The sequence below is a fragment of the Chromobacterium fluminis genome (assembly GCF_011602385.1).
GTDB lineage: Bacteria > Pseudomonadota > Gammaproteobacteria > Burkholderiales > Chromobacteriaceae > Chromobacterium > Chromobacterium fluminis.
In genome coordinates this window covers 1-19,729 of the sequence record NZ_JAAOMA010000056.1, presented here as the reverse complement: position 1 = coordinate 19,729, position 19,729 = coordinate 1, and the positions used below count along the sequence as shown (strand labels likewise).

Here is a 19,729-nt window from a genome sequence, read left to right as displayed (position 1 = left end):
TCACAGTTGCAGGTAGACGTCGCCGTCCCGCAGGCTAACCGGAAAGCGCCGCGCGCAGCCGCGGTCCGGCGCCTGCGCTTCGCCGCTGTCCAGATTGAGGGTCCAGCCGTGCAGCGGGCAGGTGACCGCCGCGCCGTGCACCAGGCCCTGGCTCAGCGGGCCGCCCTTGTGCGGGCAACGGTCCAAGAGCGCGAACACTTGTTGAGGCTGCGGCCGGAACAGGGCGATGTCGCCGCCGTCGCGGGCCAGCACGCGGCTGCCCAGCAGCGGGATGTCGTCCAGCGCGCACACGCGCAGCCAGCGGGAGGAGGGGGACGGGGTGGGTTCCATGGCGGCCTCAGGCGATGACTTTCAAGGGGATGAATTCCTGGCGCTGCGCGCCGGCGATGCGGGCGGCCCAGGGGTCGGGCAGGCCTTCCAGCGCGAACAACAGCCGCTGGTACAGCGCCTGGCGGTTGGCGGCGTCGTCCACCACCCGCGCCTTGACGTAGTCCAGGCCGACGCGGGCGATGTAGCGGACGGTGCGGTCCAAGTAATGGCCCTCCTCGCGGTAGAGCTGCAGGAAGGCGCCGCTGTATTCCTTCACTTCCTCGGCGGTCTTCACCTTGCACAGGAATTGCGCCACCTCGGTCTTGATGCCGCCGTTGCCGCCCACGTAGAGCTCCCAGCCGGAGTCCACCGCTATCACGCCCACGTCCTTGATGCCGGCTTCGGCGCAGTTGCGCGGGCAGCCGGACACCGCCAGCTTGACCTTGTGCGGTGCCCACATATTGGCCAGCATGGTTTCCAGGTCTATGCCCATCTGGGTGCTGTTCTGGGTGCCGAAGCGGCAGAACTCGCTGCCGACGCAGGTTTTCACGGTGCGGATGGATTTGCCGTAGGCGTGGCCGGATTGCATGCCCAGGTCTTTCCAGACCTCGATCAGGTCCTCCTTGCGGATGCCCAGCAGGTCGATGCGCTGGCCGCCGGTGACTTTGACCATGGGTACTTGGTATTTGTCGGCCACATCGGCGATGCGGCGCAGCTCGGCCGCGTTGGTGACGCCGCCCTTCATCTGCGGGATGACCGAGAAGGTGCCGTCCTTCTGGATATTGGCGTGCACCCGTTCGTTGACGAAGCGGCTTTGCGGATCGTCCACCGCTTCGCGCGGCCAGGTGGACAGCAGGTAGTAGTTGATGGCCGGCCGGCAACTGGCGCAGCCGTTGGGCGTGCGCCATTCCAGAAAGTGGTAGACCGCAGCGTGATCCAGCAGGTGGTGGTCGCGGATGGCCTTGCGCACCTCGGCGTGGTTGTGATCGGTGCAGCCGCAGACGGCCTTGGTCTTGGGCGCTTCTTGGAAGCTCGCGCCCACCGTGTTCATCAGGATCTGCTCCACCAGGCCGCTGCAGGAGCCGCAGGAGCTGCCGGCCTTGGTGCATTGTTTGACTTCGTCCAGGGTGAACAGGCCGTTTTCCTTGATCGCCTTGACGATGGCGCCCTTGCTGACGCCGTTGCAGCCGCAGACTTCGTCGCTGTCCCGCATGCCGGCGGCGCGGCTCTGGCCTTGCACGCCGACGTCGCCGATGGCGGTTTCGCCGAAGATCAGCCGCTCGCGCAGATCGCCTATCGCCCGCTGTTCGCGCAGCAGTTTGAAGTACCAGGCCCCGTCGGCAGTGTCGCCGTACAGGCAGACGCCGATCAGTTTGTCCTCGCGTAGCACCAGTTTCTTGTACAGGCCTCCGGCCGGGTCCGACAGCACGATCTCATCGCAGCCGTCGCCGCCGATGAAGTCGCCGGCGGAGAACAGGTCGATGCCGGTGACCTTGAGCTTGGTGGCCATCACCGAACCCTGATAGCGGCTGCTGCCCAGTTGCGCCAAGTGGTTGGCGCAGACCTTGGCCTGTTCGAACAGCGGCGCCACCAGGCCGTAGCAGACGCCGCGGTGGCTGACGCATTCGCCCACCGCGTAGATGCGCGGGTCGAAAGTCTGCAACGCGTCGCTGACCACCACGCCGCGTTCGCAGTGCAGGCCGGCGCCGGCGGCCAGCGCGATATTGGGGCGTATGCCCACCGCCATCACCACCAGCTTGGCTTCCAGGGTTTCGCCGTCGGAGAGCCGCGCCGCAGCCACCGCGCCGCGACCGTCGTCCAGCAGAGCCGCGGTCTGGCGGCCCAGCAAGATGCGCAGGCCGCGCGCTTCCAGCGAGGCCTGCAGCAACTGAGCGGCGGTGGGGTCCAACTGCCGCTCCAGCAGCCAGTCCGCCAGATGGACCACGGTGACGTCCATGCCGCGTTGTTTCAGGCCATAGGCGGCTTCCAGGCCGAGCAGGCCGCCGCCTATCACCACTGCCCGGCCGCCGTCGGCGCTGGCGGCCAGCATGGCCTCGGTGTCGCGGATGTCGCGGTAGCCGACGACCCCGGCCAGCTCGCGGCCCGGCAGCGGCAGCATTACCGGCAGCGAACCGGTGGCGAGCAGCAGGCGGTCGTAAGGGGCGACGCTGCCGTCGTCGGCGAGCGCCTGCCGGCGCGCGCGGTCCAGCTCCACCACGGTTTTGCCGGTGTGCAAGGTAATGCCGCGCTCGGCGTACCAGGCGCGCGGATTGAGCACGATGTCGTCGAAAGTCTGTTCGCCGGCCAGCACCGGGGACAGCTGGATGCGGTTGTAATTGGGGTGCGGCTCGGCGCCGAACACGGTGATGTCGTACAGGTCCGGCGCCAGCGTCAGCAGTTCTTCCACGGTGCGGATGCCGGCCATGCCGTTGCCGACCACCACCAGTTTGGGTTTCGTCATGATGATGTCCTCGCGGTTTAGAGCCGGGCGCTGGCCAGGGTCCAGCCGGCGCGCCAGCGCTGGCGCAGCCCGGCCAGGCCGGCCCAGCCCGCCAGCGCCAGCGCGGCGTACAGCCAGAGGCCGATGGCGTAGCCGCCGCTGGCTTGTTTGATCACGCCCAGGCCGGCCGCCAGCAGGAAGCCGCCGACGCCGCCGGCCATGCCAATCAGGCCGGTGATCGCGCCGATTTCGCCGCCGAAGCGCTGGGGCACTAGTTGGAACACCGCGCCGTTGCCGGCGCCGAGGCAGAGCATGGCCAGCACGAACAGCAGCAGCGCGCCGCCGGCGCCGCCCGGCTCAAGGCCGGCTGCGAACAGCAACGCCGCCACCGCGAGATAGACGGCCAGCAGCGAGCGGGTGCCGCCTATGCGGTCCGCTAGCACGCCGCCCAGCGGCCGCATCAGCGAGCCGGCGAACACGCAGGCGGCGGTGTAGAGACCGGCGGTCTTGGCGTCGAAGCCGAACTGGTCGTGGAAATAGCCGGGCAGCGCGCTGGCGAAACCGGCGAAACCGCCGAAGGTGATGGCGTAGAACAACATCAGCCACCAGGCGTCGCGTTGCCCCAGCACCGCCAGGTAATCCGCCCAGCGCTTGGGCGGCGGCGCGTCGGGCGCGTCCTTGGCCAGCCGGGCGAACAGCAACAGGACCAGCAACAAGGGCAGGCAGGCGAGGCCGAACACGTTCTGCCAGCCGAATTGCAGCGCCAGCGCCGGCGCGAACAATGCCGCCAGCACGGTGCCGGAGTTGCCGGCGCCGGCGATGCCCAGCGCCGTGCCCTGATGGGCCGGCGGATACCAGCGCGAGGCCAGCGGCAGCGCCACGGCGAAGGAGGCGCCGGCCACGCCCAGGAACAGGCCCAGCAGCAGCGCGCCGCCCAGGCTGGACAGGCCGACGCGCCAGGCGGCCAGCAGGGCGGCGATGACGACGATCTGAGCGATCAGCCCGGTGCGCTTGGCGCCGATGCGGTCCGCCAGCATGCCGACGGCCAGCCGCAGCAGCGCGCCGGCCAGAATGGGGGTGGCCACCATCAGCGCGCGTTCGCTAGTGTCCAGGCCCAGCGCGGCGGCGATGGGCACCTGCAACGGACCCAGCAGATACCAGACCATGAAGCTGAGGTCGAAATAGAGAAAGGCGGACAGCAAGGTGGGCTTGTGCCCGCTGTGCCAGAAAGAACGGTCCATGCGAAACTCCTGTGCCGCGAGCGGCCGGGGGCCGGCCAAAATAAAAACGGCGTTCGCTCCTCGGTGATAGCAGGAGCGGACGCCGTTGTCCGTTGCCGTCCCGGCCGCCATTGGCCGGACAAGCATTTGGGGTGGGCACGGCACGTCTTTGTGCCAGGCCCGGCTTGACTTATGCAAACGCCGTGCCAGCCTCGGGGCGGCGGAAAGCCTGGCTTTATCTAGGTTTGCGGTGGCAAAAGCGCACCGCGCTGGTGCGCTTTGGGCCGGCTGCGCACTGAGTTTGTGCGTTGCAACATGCGGGACTTAATCAAGCAGATGCTCCGTCGCCGGGTAACGCGGCAGCCCGTCCCATTCCACTCCGTCGCACAAGCGGCCGCGGCGTTGTGGCTGGGCCGGGGCCGGCAGGCCCAGCGCTTCCGCCGCCTGCCGGTAGAGCCGGGTCTGGCTGACCTCGGCGGCCACGGCGCGAGCGTCCTCGTCGCCGCGCAGCCAGCCCCAGCGCCGGAACTGGTCGACGAACCAGGCGCCGTCGGACGGATAGGGATAGTTGACCCTGCCCTGATCGAAGAAGCGCAGCGCCGACGCGCCGGCGGCGCCTGAGGGCAGGGTGGCGGCGATCAGCGTTTCCGGCAGACCGATGTATTCCGGCCGCGCCAGCCAGCGCGCCGCCTGGCGACGGTGCTCGCTGTGTTCCAGCCAGCGGCAGGCTTCCAGCAGCGTCATGATCAGCGCAATGGAGGCGGTAGGCTCTTTTTGCGCGAAATCCCGGCGGCAGAGCAGGGCTTTTTCCGGGTGACCGGGCCAGATTTCGCCGCTGGCGACGGCGATGCGGCCGGCCTGGCGCGCCGCCGCCTGCTGATGCCAGGGCTCGCCCGCGCAAAAGCCGTCCAACTGGCCGGCCTCCAGCGCCGCCCCCATCTGAGGCGGCGGGATCACCACCAGGCGCGCGTCGCGTTGCGGGTCCAAGCCGTTCGCCGCCAGCCAGTAGTTGAGCCACAGCGCATGGGTGCCGGCGGGGAAGGTGTGCGCCAGCGTCAACGGCGGGCCGTCTTGGCGGGCGCGGCGGCGCAGCGCCTGCTCCGGCGACGCGGTCAGCGCGTCGGCCAGCGGGTGACTGAGGGTGATGGCCTGGCCGTTTTGGTTCAGCGTCATCAGCAGCGCCGTGTCGGCTTGCGGGCCGGCCAGGCCCAGTCGCATGCCGTAGGCCAGGCCGTACAGCGCGGCGGCGGCGTGCAGGCGGCCGTCGAGCAGCTTGTCGCGCACTGCGCTCCACGAAGGCTGGCGCAGCAGTTCCAATTCCAGGCCGTGGCGGCGGTCCAAGCCGAGCTGGCGCGCGACGATCAACGGCGCGCTGTCGGTCAGCGGCAGATAGCCCAGGCGCAGGCGGTGCGGGACGGTCATGGGAGTTTCCTTGTGGTTCAGCCTAGCAACTCGGCGGCCTGGATCAGTTGCCGGGCGAGATCGGCGATGCGCAGGCCCTCGCGCATCGCCTGCTGGCGCAGCGCCTGATAGGCGTCGTTTTCGCTGAGCCGGCGTTTGTCCATCAGAATGCCCTTGGCGCGTTCGATCAGTTTGCGGTCGGCCAGTTGTTGTTCGGCCGCCGCCAGCCGTCGCCGCAAGCGGGCGTCCTCGGCGAAGCGCGCGCGTGCTAGATCGATGATGGGCGCCAGCCGCGCCGCGTCGGCCTGGTCCACCACGTAGGCGGCAACGCCGGCGTGGACCGCGGCTTCTATGGTGGGCAGGTCGCCCTGATCGGCGAACATCACCACCGGATGGGGTGCGATCTCGCCCAGCAGCGCCAGTTGTTCCAGGGTGTCGCGCGACGGGGATTCGGTGTCCACGATCACCACGTCCGGCCGCAGCCGCTCCACCGCCTGCAGCAGCGCGGCGGCGCCGTCCACCTCGGCGACGACGGCGTAGCCGGCGCGCGCCAGCGCCTGGCGCAGCGAAGCGATGGTTTTTGCGTGGTCGTTGACCAGCAGCAGGCGCAGCGGCGGAGGCGTGGACATTGCGGCACCGGGGGAAAGGGACAGATTGGCTGAAGCAAGCGCCGTGCCCAAGGGAACTCTTGATGCGATTTTTAGCGAGGACGCGGCCGGATTGACGCGGCGTTTAGCCGCGATGGCTTATCGTGGAGCGGAGATATGGCCAATGGACGAGGAGGTGAAACACGGGTGAACAACAGTCGTTGGCGAGGCCGGCCCCGCGCGAGCGGAGCCGGCCGATTTCATTTGAGCTTGACGTTCCAGTTGTCCTCTACGCAGCGCTGGTAGTTGCCGGCTTGCAGCGCGCTGTACGGCGTCTGGTAATTCACCAGCTGGCATTTGTAGTCATTGCCCCATTTCCAGTCCTTTTCCCAATAGATGTTGTAGGCGGCGGAGCTGGCGGCGCTAAAGCGCTGCATATTGGCGCATGATAGTTGTTCGTTGCCGTAGTCCCAGCCCAGGTCCTTGGAGAACTGGCGGTAGTAGTCGATGCGGTTCTGCGCCGCCTGGCGCTCGGTGCCGCTGCCGCACTCGGCGTTGATGATCTGGATGGTGGTGGCGAAGTTGTTGCCGGCGCCCGCCGCCTTGTCCGCGGCGTTGGGCACCCAAGTGCCGTCCAGCACATGCAGCATCGACGGTTTGGGCGGTTGCGGGAAGACAAAGAAGAAAGTGGCGGAGGTCAGGTTGAGCCAGGTGGAGGCCACCAGGTCCGGATTCTTCAGCAGCACCGATTGGTCGCCATCGTACATGGCTTGGGAGAAGGGGCCGTAATTGTAATTGTAAGACAGCTGTTTGGCGCCGCGGCCGAAGTATTTTTTCCAGCTGCCGTCGGCGTTTTTGCCGCAGGTCCACACTTTGTTGAATACCGGGTCGGCGCATTCGGTGTTGTAGCCGCAGCCGGGGCCGGTTTCGTCGCAGCCCATTTCGCGCAGGTATTTCAGGCCCTGTCGCCATTCAGGCACCGTGTCGCTGCGGTTGTGGTCGCCGGTTTCTTGGGCGAAGTGGGCGAACATGGTGGCCAGGCTGTGGCGGCAGATGGCGTCGCCGTCGCGGCCGTCGCCGTAGTCGTCGCAGATGGCGGGAAACTTGGCGATGGCCTGGAGGAAGCGCTGGTAGCTGTAGCTGACGTCGCGGCGCGAGAAGTAATACTCCCACTTGGCGGCGGGGAGCAGCCGTTCCACCCGGCGCACGTTCAGCGGGTTGGCGGCGCGGCCCGGGGCCACTTGCTCCACCTGAGCGTTGGGCAAGGTGCGGATCGAGGCTTTGACGTTGCGGAAGAAAGCGGTGTCGGTCAGGCCGGCCTCGTATTGCAGCGCTTGCTGCAGCGTGGGCGGCTGGGGCTGGCCCGGTTCGGCTTGCGCCGCGGCCTTGGCCGCCGCCACCGGCGTCCAGCTGCCTCTGGGGTTGGCGGCCGGCGTTTCGGCGCGGGTGCGCCATTTCGCCTGCCAGTCCTGGGCTTGCCATTGGACTTGTTGTCCGGCTTGGTAGACGGCGCCGGCATTCCAGGGCGCGGCGAGGACGGCCTGGCAGGCCAGGCCGAGCAGCAGGGCGGAGAAGGGTTTGCGCATGTTGGCTCCTGTTGTCGAGCTGCCGACGCGGTGGACACCGCGTGGAATCGGGGCAGCCGTTTATGGGGGCCTGGACAAAGCCAATGCGCGGTCCGGCAGCGTCGTTGCGCCATACTCTACAAACCGCTCTCGATGGTTTTTTCGAGGCCCCTTAGGTGGTTTTCTGCCGTGCGCGACGCACGGCATAGATACCACTATGGAACCAATTTTTGATATGTCAAATGACTTTTTGAGGAAGAATCAGATTGACGCGGCAATGCGGCCGACCCGCGGCTAAGCCGGGCTCGGACAAACAAGGCGGAAGCGGCCGCGGCTGGCGCCGGGGTGAGATCCCGGGCGGGGTGCGGCTTAGGCGTCAATCGTAACTGCGCGGCCGTCTCAGGGGCGAGCGGCGTTGATCCAGGCGTCGTGCGGGTAGCTGGCGGAATCCAGGCCCAATTCCGACGAAAAGGTGATGTGACAGTGACGTCCTACTGCATTGACCGCAATCACGGTAAAAGTGATTGCGGCGCTATCGTGTTGTTCGGCGATGTAATCGCCGGGTTTGAGTTCATTGACTCGCAAATGTTGCTCCAAGGCATGACCGCGATAGCGGGTCATGCCGGCAGATCAACGGCGCCGGTGATGTTGGGGGCGAGGTGAACCGCCGCCGGCCGGGGCCGTCGGATGACGGAAATTGATGCGGCCTTTGGTCAGATCGTAAGGCGACATCTCTACAGTGACGCGGTCGCCTACCAGAACGCGAATACGGTGCATCTTCATCTTGCCCGAGCCATAGGCAAGGATTTCGACGTTGTTGTCCAGGCGCACGCGGAAGCGGGACTCGGGCAACATTTCAATGACAACACCTTCCAGTTCGATCATGTCTTCTTTGGACATTACGATTCCTTTCTAATACGGTAGGCCAACAGCCACAGCGGCAGTCACGTGGACTGCCGCGAGCAGGAGCTATTGGCGCGTCTATTCGGTAACCAAGCTAGGGAGGGGCTGGCTTCACAGGCAGCCCTCAGGCAAGGCGGAGCGTCCAGCAGGCAGCTGCCGGAACGATCAGAAAATCTGAGGCGAACGGTATTATATATCTAACGCACTGATTTGTCAGAAAAATACAAGGATTTTTCCGGCAATGGCCGAATCAGGCGCGGCGAAGAGGAGGTTTTCACAAAAAAATCAGGGAGATGGATTTATTCGCCGCCGCCGTCGCCGTGGTGAAAATCTGATCGGCAAGCCGGTTTCTTCGCCTTGGCGGCATAGAGTCTGTTCAAAGTTGCGCGAGCCAGGGCGAGACAAGGCAAAACGGCGGAGAAAGCGGAATCCACGCGTGGAGCATGGGCATTTTTAAGACGTACTCGCAATGTCGCGTTTCATGAAGCGAAGCCGATCGTAAACAGATTCTCAGGGGCGGAGCGGGGCCGAGCCGCCGTTTTTGACCAGTTCGGCGAACTCGTCTTCCGGCAGCGGCCGGGCGTAGAGAAAGCCTTGGCCGTGTTCGCAGCCGGCATCCAGCAGGAAACGGCGCTGCGCCTCGTTCTCCACGCCTTCGGCCACCAGGCCGAGGTGCAGGGTTTTGGCCAGCGAGATGATGGCCAGGCTGATGCTGGCCTCGTGCTCGCTGTCCGGCAGGCCGCGCACCAGCGATTGGTCTATTTTCAGCGTTTGCACCGGCAAGCGGCGCAAGTAACTGAGCGAGGAGTAGCCGGTGCCGAAATCGTCGATGGACAGGCCTACCCCCAGCTGGCGCAGTTCGCGCAGCACTTTCAGATGCGCGTCCGGATTGCTCATCACGAAGCGTTCCGTGATTTCCAGCTCGATCTGCCTCGGCGGAATCCGGCAGTCGCGCAGCGCCTGTTTCAGGGTTTGCAGGATGGGTGCGCGCTGGATTTGCGCGCCGGCGATATTGAGGCTGAGCACGCCCGGCGATATGCCGGCGTCTTGCCAGCGTCGCAAGATGCCGCAGGCGTGGCGGATCAGCCAGCTGCCGATCGGAATGATCAGGCCGGTTTCCTCCGCCAGCGGAATGAAGGTGTCCGGTCCAATCAGCCCCTGGCTTGGGTGTTGCCAGCGCAGCAAGGCCTCGGCGCCGACAAGAGCGCCGCTTTGCAGATGATATTTGGGCTGGAACACCAGAAACAGCTCTCGTCTCTCCAGCGCCAGGCGCAGCTCGCGCTCCTGCTCCACCCGCAGCCGAGCGCGCTGGGTCAGCTCCTCGGTGTAAAAGCGAAAGGCGCCCTTGCCGTCGTTTTTGGCCTGGTACATGGCGGCGTCGGCGTTGCGCATCAGGGTTTCCGCGTCTTGGCCGTCGCGCGGGTAGATGCTGATGCCCACGCTGCAGCCCACTTCCACCTCTTGTTCTTCCAGTTGGAACGGCCGAGCGCAGGCTTTGACGATTTTGTTGGCGATGTCGATCACCGGGTTGTCGGCCTTTTGGTTCTCCAGCAGGATCAGAAACTCGTCGCCGCCGATGCGGGCCACGGTGTCGTTGGCGCGCAAACAGTCCTTGAGCCGGGCGGCCACCTCCACCAGCAGGCGGTCGCCGGCGCCGTGGCCGCGGGTGTCGTTGATCTGCTTGAAGTTGTCCAGGTCGATGAACAGCACCGCCACGCGGCGGCGTTCGCGTTTGGCGGTCTGGATGGCGTGTTCCAGCCGCGATAGAAACAGCAGCCGATTAGGCAGGGTGGTCAAGGAATCGTAATGCGCCAGCTGTGCCATTTCGGCGGCGGATTTCTTGATCTGGGCGATGTCGGAGAACACGCCGACGTAGTTGCGCACCGCGCCGTCGCGCACCGCGGTGACGGTGAGCCAGGCCGGTTCCACGCTGCCGTCCTTGTGCCGGTTCCATATCTCGCCTTGCCAGCGGCCGTGCTCCGCCACGGCCTGCCACAGCCGGCGGTAGAAGCCGGCGTCGTGGCGGCCGGAGTGCAATACGCGCGGGCTTTGCCCCAGTAGATCGACGCGGGCGTAGCCTGTGAGCGCGCTGAAGGCGGCGTTGACGTCGAGGATGCGCAGGTCGGCGTCGGCAATCATCACGCCTTCCAGCGTGTGCTCGTAGACGGCCGCGGCTTGTTGCAGAGTCTGTTCACGGAGCTTGAATTCGCTGATGTCCTGCAGGGTGCCGCTCAGGCGGAGGACACGGCCGCGGCCGTCCTGTTCCAGCGCGATGTGGTGGCGCACGTAGCGGTCGCCGCCGTCCGGCAGCAGGATGCGATGGTCAAGTTGAGCGGTTTCGCGCCGGCGCAGCACTTGACGCAGGCAGCGGCGCAGCGGAGGCCAGTCGGCGGGCGGCAACAGCGCGGGCAATTGCGTCAGCGGCGGGGGAGACCGGGCAGGGTCCTGCCGCCACAGTTGATACAGCTCGTCGGACCAATGCGGCGCGGCGTCGCCGCGTCGCCATTCCCAATGGCCGATGCGCGCCTGGGCCAGCGCCTCGCTCTGGCGGCGTTGGGCGTCGCTGTGGTGCTGGCTGCGGTCCAGGAAGTTGGACAGCATGTCCGCCACCGATTGCAGCATGTGTTGTTCTATCCACAGCCAGCTGAGGGGGGCCGGCGCGCTGACCGCCAGCACGCCGCGCCAGCATTGGCGAGGCCGCAGCGTGGCCAGCAGAGCGCTCTGGCCGTTGTCGCCCAGCAACTGCCGCAGAACGGCGGCAGCTTCCGATCCGTCGGCGCTGTCGTTCAACTGCAAAGTACGCTGCTGGCCCAGCTGTTGTTCCAGCCAGCAGAGCTTGGGACGCGGGATGACCGGGGGGTCGGCCGGGGGGGCGCCCACCCGCGCCTCGCGCCGCCACTCGCGGGCGATGCGCACTTGCTTGCCGTCGACATCAAGCAGGGCGAGCAGGCAGTGGTCCGCGCCGAGGAAGCGGCCCACGCGCTCCAGCAGGCCGCTCATGCGCGCCCAAAGCGGTTCGGCCGGCTGGCTGGCCAGCTCCGCGGACAGGCCGGCCAGTTGCGCGAGGATGTCCAGATGGCGGGTCAGCAATTGTTCGGAGGTGAGCCGGTCGGTGGCGTCGTGGAAGGTCAGCAACAGGCAGTCATGATCATCGGTCCGCAACGGCCGCGCGCGGATGTCGGCATGGCCGGTGTCGCCTCCCGGCCGTCGCAGCGGGATGGCGGCGATTTGGCTGGGCTTGCCCTTGGGCAAGGCCAGCAGCGGACGCAGCGCTTCGGTCAGCCCGCTGCCGGGCGCCAGCGTCGAGAGCGCGACAGGATAGGCGGGCGCGTCGGCGAGGCCCAGTAACTCCATTAGCGCGGCGTTGGCGTACAGCACTTGCTGGCCTACAGGCTCCAGCAGCAGCACGCCGTCTTCCAATTGTTCCAGCATGGCCTGAGCCGGCGACAGCGGCTTGGCGGAGGAGGGCTGCGCCGGCTGCAGCAGTTGTCGTCCCAGATTATGGGTCATGTCCGTTAGCATCTGCCGCGCTTGTCGTCCGGCGGCGCTGTCCTGCGGCAAGGAGGGCTGAGCGGCCAGCGCGGACAAGATCTGCGCTTCACCGATGGCGTGGCGCAGCGCGTAATCGCGCAATTGCTCCAGCTGGCGCAACAGGCTGTCCAGCGACGCGCCGGCGGAGAAGGCGGCGTCGTAGCGGTTCAGCAGGTCGCGCAGACGGCGCTGGTGTTTGCCGGCGGCGGACCCGCTGTCGGCGGCGGCTGGTTTCTTGGTCGTCGGCATGAAGTCTCTTTTTGCGCTCGAGCCCGCTGCGCGCGCGCTCAGGTCTTGCTTAATTGTTAGGCGTGGATTGCAAAAAGGCCAACTACTTAATAGCAATATGAGAGGTCCATAACACCCTCTCGCGCCTTCAAGATGCTCTACGCGCGCGACGGAGCGAGGGTTTGCCCGGACGCCGCCGCGCAGAGGCGTTGCCGGCGGAGTTTTATGAACGCCGGAGCTGGCCGGCCAGAACGCCGACGCGCGCCAGCGCCGCCAGATAGCGGTCGTCCAGCGGATAGCAGCAGGACAGCCGCAGGGCGTTGGGATAGCGGCCGCTGGGGGAGTACAGCGGGCCGGGCATGATGCTGATCTTCTCCGCGATGGCGGCGTGGAACAACTCCACCGCGTCGATGTCCTCGGGCAGCTCCACCCAGATCAGAAAGCCGCCGGAAGGCGCCGTGGCGTGGGTGCCGGCCGGGAAGTGGCGCGCGATCATGCCGCGCACCTTCTCCACGTGGGCGGCGTAGCGCCGCTTCAGCGCGCGCAGATGATGATCGTAGCCGCCGGACTCCAGGAAAGCGCCCAAGGTTTCCGCCAGCACCGCCGGCTCCGCCACGGAGGAGGCGAACTTGAGCTGGCGCAGCGCGTGACCAAAGCGGCCCCCTTCCATCCAGCCGATGCGGAAGTCGGGCGCCAGCGTCTTGGTGTAGCTGGAGCAGACAATGACCCAGCCTTCCTCGTCGAAGGCCTTGACCGCCGGCGCCAGGGTGTCGCCGAACTGCAGCTCGGCGTACAAGGCGTCCTCGATCAGCGGTACCTGGTGGCGGGTGATCAGCCGCGCCAGCCGCTTCTTGGCTTCCAGCGGCATGGTCGCGCCCAGCGGGTTGTGCACATTGGGCATCGCCACCAGCGCGTTGATGCGCTTTTCCGCCAGCAAGAGCTCCACCGCGTCGATGGACAGGCCGGTTTGCGGATCGGTGGGGATTTCCACCGTTTTTAGGCCCAGGCTGGCGATCAGCGGCAGCAGGTTGAAATAGGTGGGCGATTCCAGGCCCACGGTGTCGCCGGGCCGGGTCACCGCGCGCAGCGCCAATTGCAGCGCTTCCATGCAACCGTGGGTGAGTACGATGTCCTGAGCCTGCAGGGTCATGCCCAGTTCCAGGCCGCGGCGCGCGATCTGGGTGCGCAGCCGCAAGGAGCCCGGCGGCAACGCGTAACGGCTGACCATGCCGGGCTGACGGCGCAGTATCTGTCCCATCAGCCGGCCCAGCTTGCTGCCGGGATAGAAGTCTCCTCCGTGCGGACAGGCCAGCGCCAAGTCGATGTAATCCTCGTTCTGCTGCGCCTCCAGCACGGTGTCGATCAGGCCCAGCACCTGTGGGCGAGTGGGCGCGGCCGGGCTGCTGAGGGTGGCCGCCGGGCGAGCCGGCGACGGCAGCCGCGCCCGCACGTAGTAGCCGGATTGCGGCCGGGCCTCGATCAAGCCGCGGTCTTCCAGCACCCGGTAGGCGGCCACCACGGTGTTCAGGCTGAGCTGGCGGCTTTGCGAAGTGCGCCGCACCGACGGCAATTTGGCGCCGGGCGGCAGCGTGCCGCGCTTGATGGCCAGCGACAGATCGTCGGCCAGTTGCTGATACAGCGTGGGGGCTTGGGGGGCGACAATGGGTTCCATGAGCACAGCTTGCCGCGCTTGGGCGGTGGTAGACAGACACAGTGCCCATGATAGGCGATGGTGACAGTTTGAGGAAACGCCGCGCTGTCACCACCACGAAAGGTGACAGCTGCGGCTGTCGGCGCGGCGAGGCGCTGCGTAGCATGGATTGGGAAAGCGGGGCCGCGTCGGCCCCATGCATCGTCATACCGCGCCGCCGGCCGGCGCGGAGCAAGAAAGTGAAGCCCGTCATGCCCGAATTCGCCCTACTGTCCTACGTGGCGGTGATGTCCATCACCCCCGGCCCCAATAACCTGATGCTGACCGCGTCCGGTGTCAATTTCGGCTTTCGCCGCACCATCCCGCACATGCTGGGCATCAGCCTGGGTTGCGCTTTCCAGGTGTTCCTGGTGGGCAGCCTATTGTCGCTGTTGCTGGACGGCATCCAGGCCGCGCGCTTGCCGCTGGCCTTGCTGGGTTGCGCTTATCTATTGTGGCTGTCCTGGAAGATCGCCCGCGCCGGCCAACCGGAGGCGGGCGCGGCGGCGCGGCCGCTGGGTTTTGTCGGCGCGGCGCTGTTTCAATGGCTCAACCCCAAGGCCTGGGTGATGGTGATCAACGCCGCCATCCTGTTCATGCCGGCTGCGGATGGTCAGCGCTGGCTGGGCGCGGCCATGCTGGCGGCGGTGTTCGCCGTGGTCAATCTGCCCTGCATCGGCGTCTGGGCCTGGGCCGGCGAACGTTTGCGCGCTTGGCTCGCCAGCCCTCGCGCGCTATTGGGCTTCAATCTGAGCATGGGAGTGTTGATGGCCGCCACTGCGCTGTGGCTGTTGTGCGACGAGTTCCAGCCGCGCGGTCCGGCAAGGGCCGCCGAGATCGCGGCTGCGCCGGCGGCGCCGCAAGCGGTGGGCACGATGTCCGTTTTTGACAGCGGCTTGTCCGTAATCAGCGTTAAATAAAGGCGCGCGAGTCCGTAGCATTCGGGCTGTGTTCAACAGCGTCCGGCCCGGACGCGAGGGAGAAACCGCCATGAAGAAAACCGCCTTGCTGGTGATTGACGCGCAAGAATCATTCCGCCACCGCCCGTATTGGAAGGAAGACGAGATTCCGGCCTTTCAGGACAAGCTGCAGCAATTGATCGCCGGAGCCGAGAGACTGGGCGCGCCGGTGATCAACATCCTGCACGAAGACGGCGACGCCGCCTTTTCCGCCGAGTCCGGCCTAGTGCGGCCGCTGGAGTGGCTGCGCCACCGGCCGGCAGCCACCTTCGTCAAACATGTGCACAACGCCCTGACCGATTCCGGCCTGCAGCCCTGGCTCATCCGCCACGGCATCCAGCGCTTGATCGTGTCCGGGATCCGCACCGAGCAATGCTGCGAAACCACCACCCGGGTGGCGTCCGACCTAGGCTACGAAGTGGACTTCGTCACCGAGGCCACGCTGACGTTTGCGATGACTCATCCGCATAGCAGCCAGGTTTTCAGCCCGGCGGAGATTCGCGCCAAGACCGAACTGGTGCTGGCCGGCCGTTTCGCCGACATCGTCAGCGTGGAGCAGGCGCTGGCCAAGCTGGCGCGCTGAACGGCAGGTATTTGACCATCGCCATCTCGACTATCTGATGTTACCGTAAAGCGATATCCAAAATGAATGCGGCGGGCGCGGCCCGCCGCGCAGCCATGGGAGAATTGCATGCAGTCCACCCTTCCGCCCGACGACATGCCGGCCTATCGTTTGCTGACCGGCCCGGACGACGCCGGTTTCTGCCGTCGCGTCAGCGAGGCGCTGGCTTTGGGCTATCGGCTGCACGGTTCGCCGGCGGCAACCTTCAACGGCGAGCGCGTCATTGTCGCTCAGGCGGTGGTGTGGCCGGGCGCGTCGGCGCAAGGAGGCGACGATGCCGTGGAGTGATTTGCTGCAGGCGTTGGCCATCGTGCTGGTGTGGGGCGTCAACTTCGTGGTGATCAAATGGGGCGTGTCCGATGTGCCGCCCTTGCTGCTGGGCGGCCTGCGCTTCTGTCTGGCCGCGGTGCCGGCCTTGTTCTTCATCCGCAGGCCGTCGCTGCCGTGGCGCTATCTATTGGCTTATGGTCTTTGCGTGGGCGTCGGCCAGTTTGCCTGCCTGTTCACCGCGATCAAGCTGGGCATGCCGGCCGGCCTCGCCTCGGTGGTGCTGCAATCACAGGCTTTCTTCACCTTGATCCTGGCCGGCTTGTGGCTGCGCGAGCATTGGCAGGCCAGCCAGATGGCCGGCTTGCTGCTGGCCCTGTGCGGCCTGGCGCTGATCGGCCTGAGCAAGGGCGACAGCATGACGGCGGTGGGTCTGGGCCTGACCATCGCCGCCGCCTTCAGCTGGGCGCTGTCCAATGTGGTGGTGCGGCAGATGGGCCGCGCCGGCTACCGCGTGCAGCCGTTGGGGCTGGTAGTGTGGTCCAGCCTGGTGCCGCCGATTCCGTTCTTCCTGCTGTCCTGGTGGCTGGAGGGGGGCGAACGCATCGCCGCCGCCCTGGGGCATTTCACGCCGCAGGCCTGGTTCGCGGTGGCCTATCTGGCTTTTGTCGCCACCCTGTTCGGCTACGGTTTATGGAGCAGATTGCTGTCGCGCCACCCGGCCGGCAAGGTGGCGCCGTTTTCGCTGCTGGTGCCGGTGGTGGGCGTGCTGGCATCCGGTCTGTTGCTGGATGAGCGCTTGAGCGCGCTGCAAGCCGCCGGCAGCTTGCTGCTACTGGCCGGTTTGGCGGTGAACGTGTTCGGCGCGCGCTGGCTGGCGCGCTTGCGCGCGGGAGCGGCGACGCGTGGCGTTTGATATCTTTTTCGTGTTGCCGCCCAATCTGCTGCTGGTGGACCTGGCCGGCCCGGCCGACGCTTTCCGCATCGCCGCGCAACTGGGCGCGCCGTTCCGGTCGCACTACATCGCGCCGGCGTCCGGCGTGCCCACCTCGCTGGGCTTGAGTCTGGAAGGCGCGGCGCCCTTGCCAGAGGTTCTGCCGGACGAGGCGTTGGTGGTGATCAGCGGCGCCGCGCATTCGATCGAGGCTTACGCGCGCCCGGAGGCGCGCGAGATCGTGCGTTGGCTGCGTCGCAGGGTGGATCCCAACCGCCAGCGGGTGGCCAGCATTTGCTCCGGCAGCCTGCTGACGGCGGAAGCCGGCTTGCTGGACGGCCGTCAATGCACCACTCACCACACTTTGCTGCAGCGTTTGCAGCAATTGGCGCCGCAGGCCAGGGTGCAGCAGAACCGCGTATTCGTGCAGGACGGGCTCGTCAGCAGCAGCGCCGGCATCACCGCCGGCGTGGACCTGGCCCTGCAACTGATCGCGCAGCTCGCCGGTCCGGCGCTGGCGCGCGATGTGGCACGCCATATGGTGGTGTATTTCCGCCGCTCCGCCGGCGACCCGGAGTTGTCGCCGTGGCTGACGCATCGCAACCATTTGCACCCGGCGGTGCACAAGGCGCAGGACTTGATCGCCGCCGATCCGGCCCGCGGCTGGAGGGTGGAGGACTTGGCTGGTCAGGTCCATGTCAGCGCCAGGCATTTGTCGCGGCTGTTCCGCGAGCACGCCGGGGTATCGGTGCACGACTATCACACCGGGCTGCGGCTGGCGCTGGCCAGCCAGTGGCGCGACGCCGGCCTGTCCAAGGAGAAGGCCGCGTTGGCGGCCGGGTTTTCCTCGGCCCGGCAGTTGAACCGGGCCGGAGTAGGCGCTTGCTGATGCGAGCGGGATTTTGTTTTTATTCAAGTTTTGCATGGGAATGCCGATGTTGCGGTTGACGTTCGCTTAGATCGCTTCATAATTCCAGCAATATCCAACGGTATTTGCCATGAAAACGATTCCCAGTATTGCCTGCTTTTTGTCCGTCTTGCTGGGCTTGTCCGCCTGCGCCACCGCCGAGCGTCCGCCGCAGGCCGCCGAAGCGCCGCGCGCCGCCGCGGGGATGACGCCGAGCGGCGTCGGTTTCGTCGGTCCTGGCATTGAAACCGAGGCGCCCAAGGTGGTGGTGAAGGAGGTGAATCCCTATCAGCCCATTGTGGTGCGGGTGGTGGGCAGCGGCGCGGCGCCGTACTCTTCCAGCCTTACGCCGTCGCAGCGCAAGCTGCTGGCGCTGCGAGCCGCCCGGCTGGACGCTTTCCGAGCCATCGCCGAACAGGTTCAGGGCATGAAGCTGGTGGGCAATAGCTCGGTATCGAACATGATCGCCAACAGCGACAGCTTCCGCACTTATGTGGATGCTTATCTGCGCGGGGTCAACATCGTTTCCAACAGCATGAAGCCGGACGGCACCAGCGAGGCCGTGGCCGAAATCACGCTGGATCAGGATTTCTACAAACAGTTTCGCCAGGCGCTGGACAAGACCGGCAGCGTGATGAAGGCTTCGCAGGAAAACGCCACGTCCGGCCTGCAGTGCGCCGAGGGCAATTGCGGCGCGGCGCGCTACAACAGCAACTACTATATGGCTCAATGATGCGGTTTCGTTTCCGTACCCTGTTGGCCGCCGCGTTTGCGGCGGCTTTTGTTTGTCCGGCCGGCGCCGAGATCATGCGCGCCGAAGGCGTGGCTTCGCTGGACAACGGCGTCGCCCCCGCGCGCGAGCAGGCGCTGCAGGACGCGCTCAAGATGGTGGCGTTGCGCCAAGGCGCGCGAGTAGAGGCTTCGCAGGGGCTGGATTACGGCAAAAGCAGCGAGTCCGGCTCGCTGACGCCGTTGGCGCCGGCGCAGGGCGCGGTCAAGGTGGTGAAGGAGTTCCAGCAGGGCAAGCTCTACCATGTGCTGGTGGAGGTGGACACCGGCAAGCCGTCCGGCGCCGCGCGCGGCAAGGAGCCGGCCTGCGCGATGCCGCCGGGCCGCAGCCTGCGCCGCAAGATCGTCACCACGTATTTCCAGGTGGACCGCCCGGCGGAGGCGTCAGACATGCCGGAGCTGGCCACCGGCCTGCCCACCGAGCTGTCGCGGCGGCTGGGCGCCAACCGCATGTACAGCCTGCTGGACGCCAACACGGTGTCGGTGCTGGCGGATTCGCGCGTGGCCGAACCGGCCGCCGGCGCGGAGATCGCCCGCCGCATCGGCCAATCCGAAGACGCCCAGTTCGTGGTGGCCGGGAGGGTGCTCGCCACCGGCGCTACCGCCAAGGGGCTGCGTAAATCGCTGTACGAGTCCAACAACACCAGTCAGCAGGGCACCTTCTACAACGGGCCGTTCGCCGGCCTGTTCGGCGGCGGGGTCAAGTACGTGCCCACCGAGCGCCAATTCGACGCCGAAGTCTGGGTTTACGATGCCCTGACCGGCGCCTTGCTGGCCCGCGAGCGGGTGTCGGAGCTGGCCCGGGGCGATGTGACGCCCAACCCGCCGCGTCCGTTCGCCTCGGCGGCGTTCTGGCAGAGCGATTACGGCCAGGCGGTGAGCCGGGCGCTGGATCAGGCGGTGAGCCGGATTGGCGACGTGATCTCTTGCATTCCGTTCTCCGCCCGCATCGTCAAACTGGTCGACGCGCGCCAGGTGTATATCAATGCCGGCTCGCTGGACGGCGTCGCCGTTGGCGATAAATTCCTGGTCTACCAGCGCAAGAGCGCGCAACCGGTGCGGGATCTGATCTCCGGGCGCGAGCTGGGCGTGCCGGAGACCTTGGCCGGCGATGTCATCATCAGCCAGGTGCAGCCTAATTTCGCCGTCGGCGCGGTGCAGTCGCAGGGCAAGGTGAGTGAAGGGGACTATGTGCGCTTCATGCCGCGACGTTAATCCCTGTCGCCAATAAAAAAGCCCGCCGTGAAGGCGTAATGCCGTTCACTTAGCGGATCGAACTTGTTTGATCGGGTAACGGGACGGCTGCTTTTTCACAACGCGAGGGCATTCACGCCCTCGCCGTTGTTTCGAAAGTAGCAATTCACCCAAGCGCTCGCG

Annotated in this window: 17 protein-coding genes; 7 read left to right on the top strand and 10 right to left on the bottom strand. The window is 66.5% G+C overall.

Annotation, left to right across the window (positions count from 1 at the left end; all coding sequences use genetic code 11):
• The 10 genes from nirD to HA052_RS24155 all read right to left on the bottom strand — a co-directional run bounded on the left by nirD (window position 1) and on the right by HA052_RS24155 (window position 13,856).
• Window positions 1-330 (bottom strand): nitrite reductase small subunit NirD, encoded by a 330-nt coding sequence (gene nirD / locus HA052_RS24200; RefSeq protein ID WP_166453968.1) that lies wholly within the window; start codon window positions 328-330, stop codon window positions 1-3.
• A gap of 7 nt (window positions 331-337) precedes the next feature.
• Window positions 338-2,770, bottom strand: coding sequence for a nitrite reductase large subunit NirB (gene nirB / locus HA052_RS24195; protein WP_166453967.1), 2,433 nt, complete (start codon window positions 2,768-2,770; stop codon window positions 338-340).
• A gap of 17 nt (window positions 2,771-2,787) precedes the next feature.
• The gene (locus HA052_RS24190) at window positions 2,788-3,990 is read right to left on the bottom strand and encodes a nitrate/nitrite transporter (RefSeq protein WP_166453966.1); all 1,203 of its coding nucleotides are present in this window, start codon (window positions 3,988-3,990) and stop codon (window positions 2,788-2,790) included.
• Window positions 3,991-4,293: 303 nt separating this feature from the next.
• Complete coding sequence (locus tag HA052_RS24185; RefSeq protein ID WP_166453965.1) at window positions 4,294-5,391, bottom strand: CmpA/NrtA family ABC transporter substrate-binding protein; 1,098 nt, start codon at window positions 5,389-5,391, stop codon at window positions 4,294-4,296.
• Window positions 5,392-5,408: 17 nt separating this feature from the next.
• A complete protein-coding gene (locus HA052_RS24180; protein ID WP_166453964.1) occupies window positions 5,409-5,999 on the bottom strand; it encodes an ANTAR domain-containing response regulator in 591 nt (196 codons plus the stop codon).
• Between the two features lie 218 nt (window positions 6,000-6,217).
• Window positions 6,218-7,543, bottom strand: a complete 1,326-nt coding sequence (locus HA052_RS24175) for a glycoside hydrolase family 19 protein (protein ID WP_206119035.1) — start codon at window positions 7,541-7,543, stop codon at window positions 6,218-6,220.
• Window positions 7,544-7,921: 378 nt separating this feature from the next.
• Window positions 7,922-8,143 (bottom strand): hypothetical protein, encoded by a 222-nt coding sequence (locus HA052_RS24170; RefSeq protein WP_081545630.1) that lies wholly within the window; start codon window positions 8,141-8,143, stop codon window positions 7,922-7,924.
• Between the two features lie 9 nt (window positions 8,144-8,152).
• Window positions 8,153-8,422 (bottom strand): translation initiation factor IF-1, encoded by a 270-nt coding sequence (gene infA, locus HA052_RS24165; protein WP_081545629.1) that lies wholly within the window; start codon window positions 8,420-8,422, stop codon window positions 8,153-8,155.
• Between the two features lie 513 nt (window positions 8,423-8,935).
• The gene (locus HA052_RS24160) at window positions 8,936-12,205 is read right to left on the bottom strand and encodes a sensor domain-containing protein (RefSeq protein WP_166453963.1); all 3,270 of its coding nucleotides are present in this window, start codon (window positions 12,203-12,205) and stop codon (window positions 8,936-8,938) included.
• A 202-nt stretch (window positions 12,206-12,407) separates the two neighbouring features.
• The gene (locus HA052_RS24155; RefSeq protein WP_081545627.1) at window positions 12,408-13,856 is read right to left on the bottom strand and encodes an aminotransferase-like domain-containing protein; all 1,449 of its coding nucleotides are present in this window, start codon (window positions 13,854-13,856) and stop codon (window positions 12,408-12,410) included.
• Window positions 13,857-14,086: 230 nt separating this feature from the next.
• On the opposite strand from HA052_RS24155, the gene HA052_RS24150 reads away from it, so the two are divergent.
• The 7 genes from HA052_RS24150 to HA052_RS24120 all read left to right on the top strand — a co-directional run bounded on the left by HA052_RS24150 (window position 14,087) and on the right by HA052_RS24120 (window position 19,567).
• Entirely contained in the window at window positions 14,087-14,794 is a 708-nt protein-coding gene (locus tag HA052_RS24150) for a LysE family translocator (protein ID WP_166453962.1), read from the top strand.
• A gap of 70 nt (window positions 14,795-14,864) precedes the next feature.
• Window positions 14,865-15,416: an isochorismatase family protein gene (locus HA052_RS24145; RefSeq protein ID WP_166453961.1), complete on the top strand. Its 552-nt coding sequence runs from the start codon at window positions 14,865-14,867 to the stop codon at window positions 15,414-15,416.
• Between the two features lie 108 nt (window positions 15,417-15,524).
• Window positions 15,525-15,743, top strand: coding sequence for a DUF1737 domain-containing protein (locus HA052_RS24140; RefSeq protein ID WP_166453960.1), 219 nt, complete (start codon window positions 15,525-15,527; stop codon window positions 15,741-15,743).
• Complete coding sequence (locus HA052_RS24135; protein ID WP_166453959.1) at window positions 15,730-16,638, top strand: EamA family transporter; 909 nt, start codon at window positions 15,730-15,732, stop codon at window positions 16,636-16,638. Before HA052_RS24140 ends, HA052_RS24135 begins: the two co-directional genes overlap by 14 nt.
• Window positions 16,628-17,545 carry a DJ-1/PfpI family protein gene (locus tag HA052_RS24130; protein ID WP_166453958.1) on the top strand — a complete coding sequence of 306 codons (918 nt, stop codon included), beginning with the start codon at window positions 16,628-16,630 and terminating at the stop codon, window positions 17,543-17,545. The genes HA052_RS24135 and HA052_RS24130 overlap by 11 nt, the downstream gene beginning before the upstream one ends.
• A 109-nt stretch (window positions 17,546-17,654) precedes the next feature.
• Entirely contained in the window at window positions 17,655-18,296 is a 642-nt protein-coding gene (locus HA052_RS24125; RefSeq protein WP_081545621.1) for an LPP20 family lipoprotein, read from the top strand.
• Window positions 18,296-19,567: a flagella assembly protein FlgT middle domain-containing protein gene (locus HA052_RS24120; protein ID WP_166453957.1), complete on the top strand. Its 1,272-nt coding sequence runs from the start codon at window positions 18,296-18,298 to the stop codon at window positions 19,565-19,567. The genes HA052_RS24125 and HA052_RS24120 overlap by 1 nt, the downstream gene beginning before the upstream one ends.
• Window positions 19,568-19,729: the final 162 nt, after the last annotated feature.

Bases quoted from the DNA above. Each gene is read 5' to 3' on its own strand.
- HA052_RS24120 (WP_166453957.1), top strand. From the start codon at position 18,296: ATGCGGTTTCGTTTCCGTACCCTGTTGGCCGCCGCGTTTGCGGCGGCT.
- HA052_RS24185 (WP_166453965.1), bottom strand. From the start codon at position 5,391: ATGACCGTCCCGCACCGCCTGCGCCTGGGCTATCTGCCGCTGACCGAC.
- HA052_RS24140 (WP_166453960.1), top strand. From the start codon at position 15,525: ATGCAGTCCACCCTTCCGCCCGACGACATGCCGGCCTATCGTTTGCTG.
- HA052_RS24170 (WP_081545630.1), bottom strand. From the start codon at position 8,143: ATGACCCGCTATCGCGGTCATGCCTTGGAGCAACATTTGCGAGTCAAT.
- HA052_RS24175 (WP_206119035.1), bottom strand. From the start codon at position 7,543: ATGCGCAAACCCTTCTCCGCCCTGCTGCTCGGCCTGGCCTGCCAGGCC.
- HA052_RS24160 (WP_166453963.1), bottom strand. From the start codon at position 12,205: ATGCCGACGACCAAGAAACCAGCCGCCGCCGACAGCGGGTCCGCCGCC.
- HA052_RS24180 (WP_166453964.1), bottom strand. From the start codon at position 5,999: ATGTCCACGCCTCCGCCGCTGCGCCTGCTGCTGGTCAACGACCACGCA.
- HA052_RS24125 (WP_081545621.1), top strand. From the start codon at position 17,655: ATGAAAACGATTCCCAGTATTGCCTGCTTTTTGTCCGTCTTGCTGGGC.
- nirB (WP_166453967.1), bottom strand. From the start codon at position 2,770: ATGACGAAACCCAAACTGGTGGTGGTCGGCAACGGCATGGCCGGCATC.
- HA052_RS24145 (WP_166453961.1), top strand. From the start codon at position 14,865: ATGAAGAAAACCGCCTTGCTGGTGATTGACGCGCAAGAATCATTCCGC.
- HA052_RS24190 (WP_166453966.1), bottom strand. From the start codon at position 3,990: ATGGACCGTTCTTTCTGGCACAGCGGGCACAAGCCCACCTTGCTGTCC.
- HA052_RS24155 (WP_081545627.1), bottom strand. From the start codon at position 13,856: ATGGAACCCATTGTCGCCCCCCAAGCCCCCACGCTGTATCAGCAACTG.
- HA052_RS24135 (WP_166453959.1), top strand. From the start codon at position 15,730: ATGCCGTGGAGTGATTTGCTGCAGGCGTTGGCCATCGTGCTGGTGTGG.
- infA (WP_081545629.1), bottom strand. From the start codon at position 8,422: ATGTCCAAAGAAGACATGATCGAACTGGAAGGTGTTGTCATTGAAATG.
- HA052_RS24150 (WP_166453962.1), top strand. From the start codon at position 14,087: ATGCCCGAATTCGCCCTACTGTCCTACGTGGCGGTGATGTCCATCACC.
- nirD (WP_166453968.1), bottom strand. From the start codon at position 330: ATGGAACCCACCCCGTCCCCCTCCTCCCGCTGGCTGCGCGTGTGCGCG.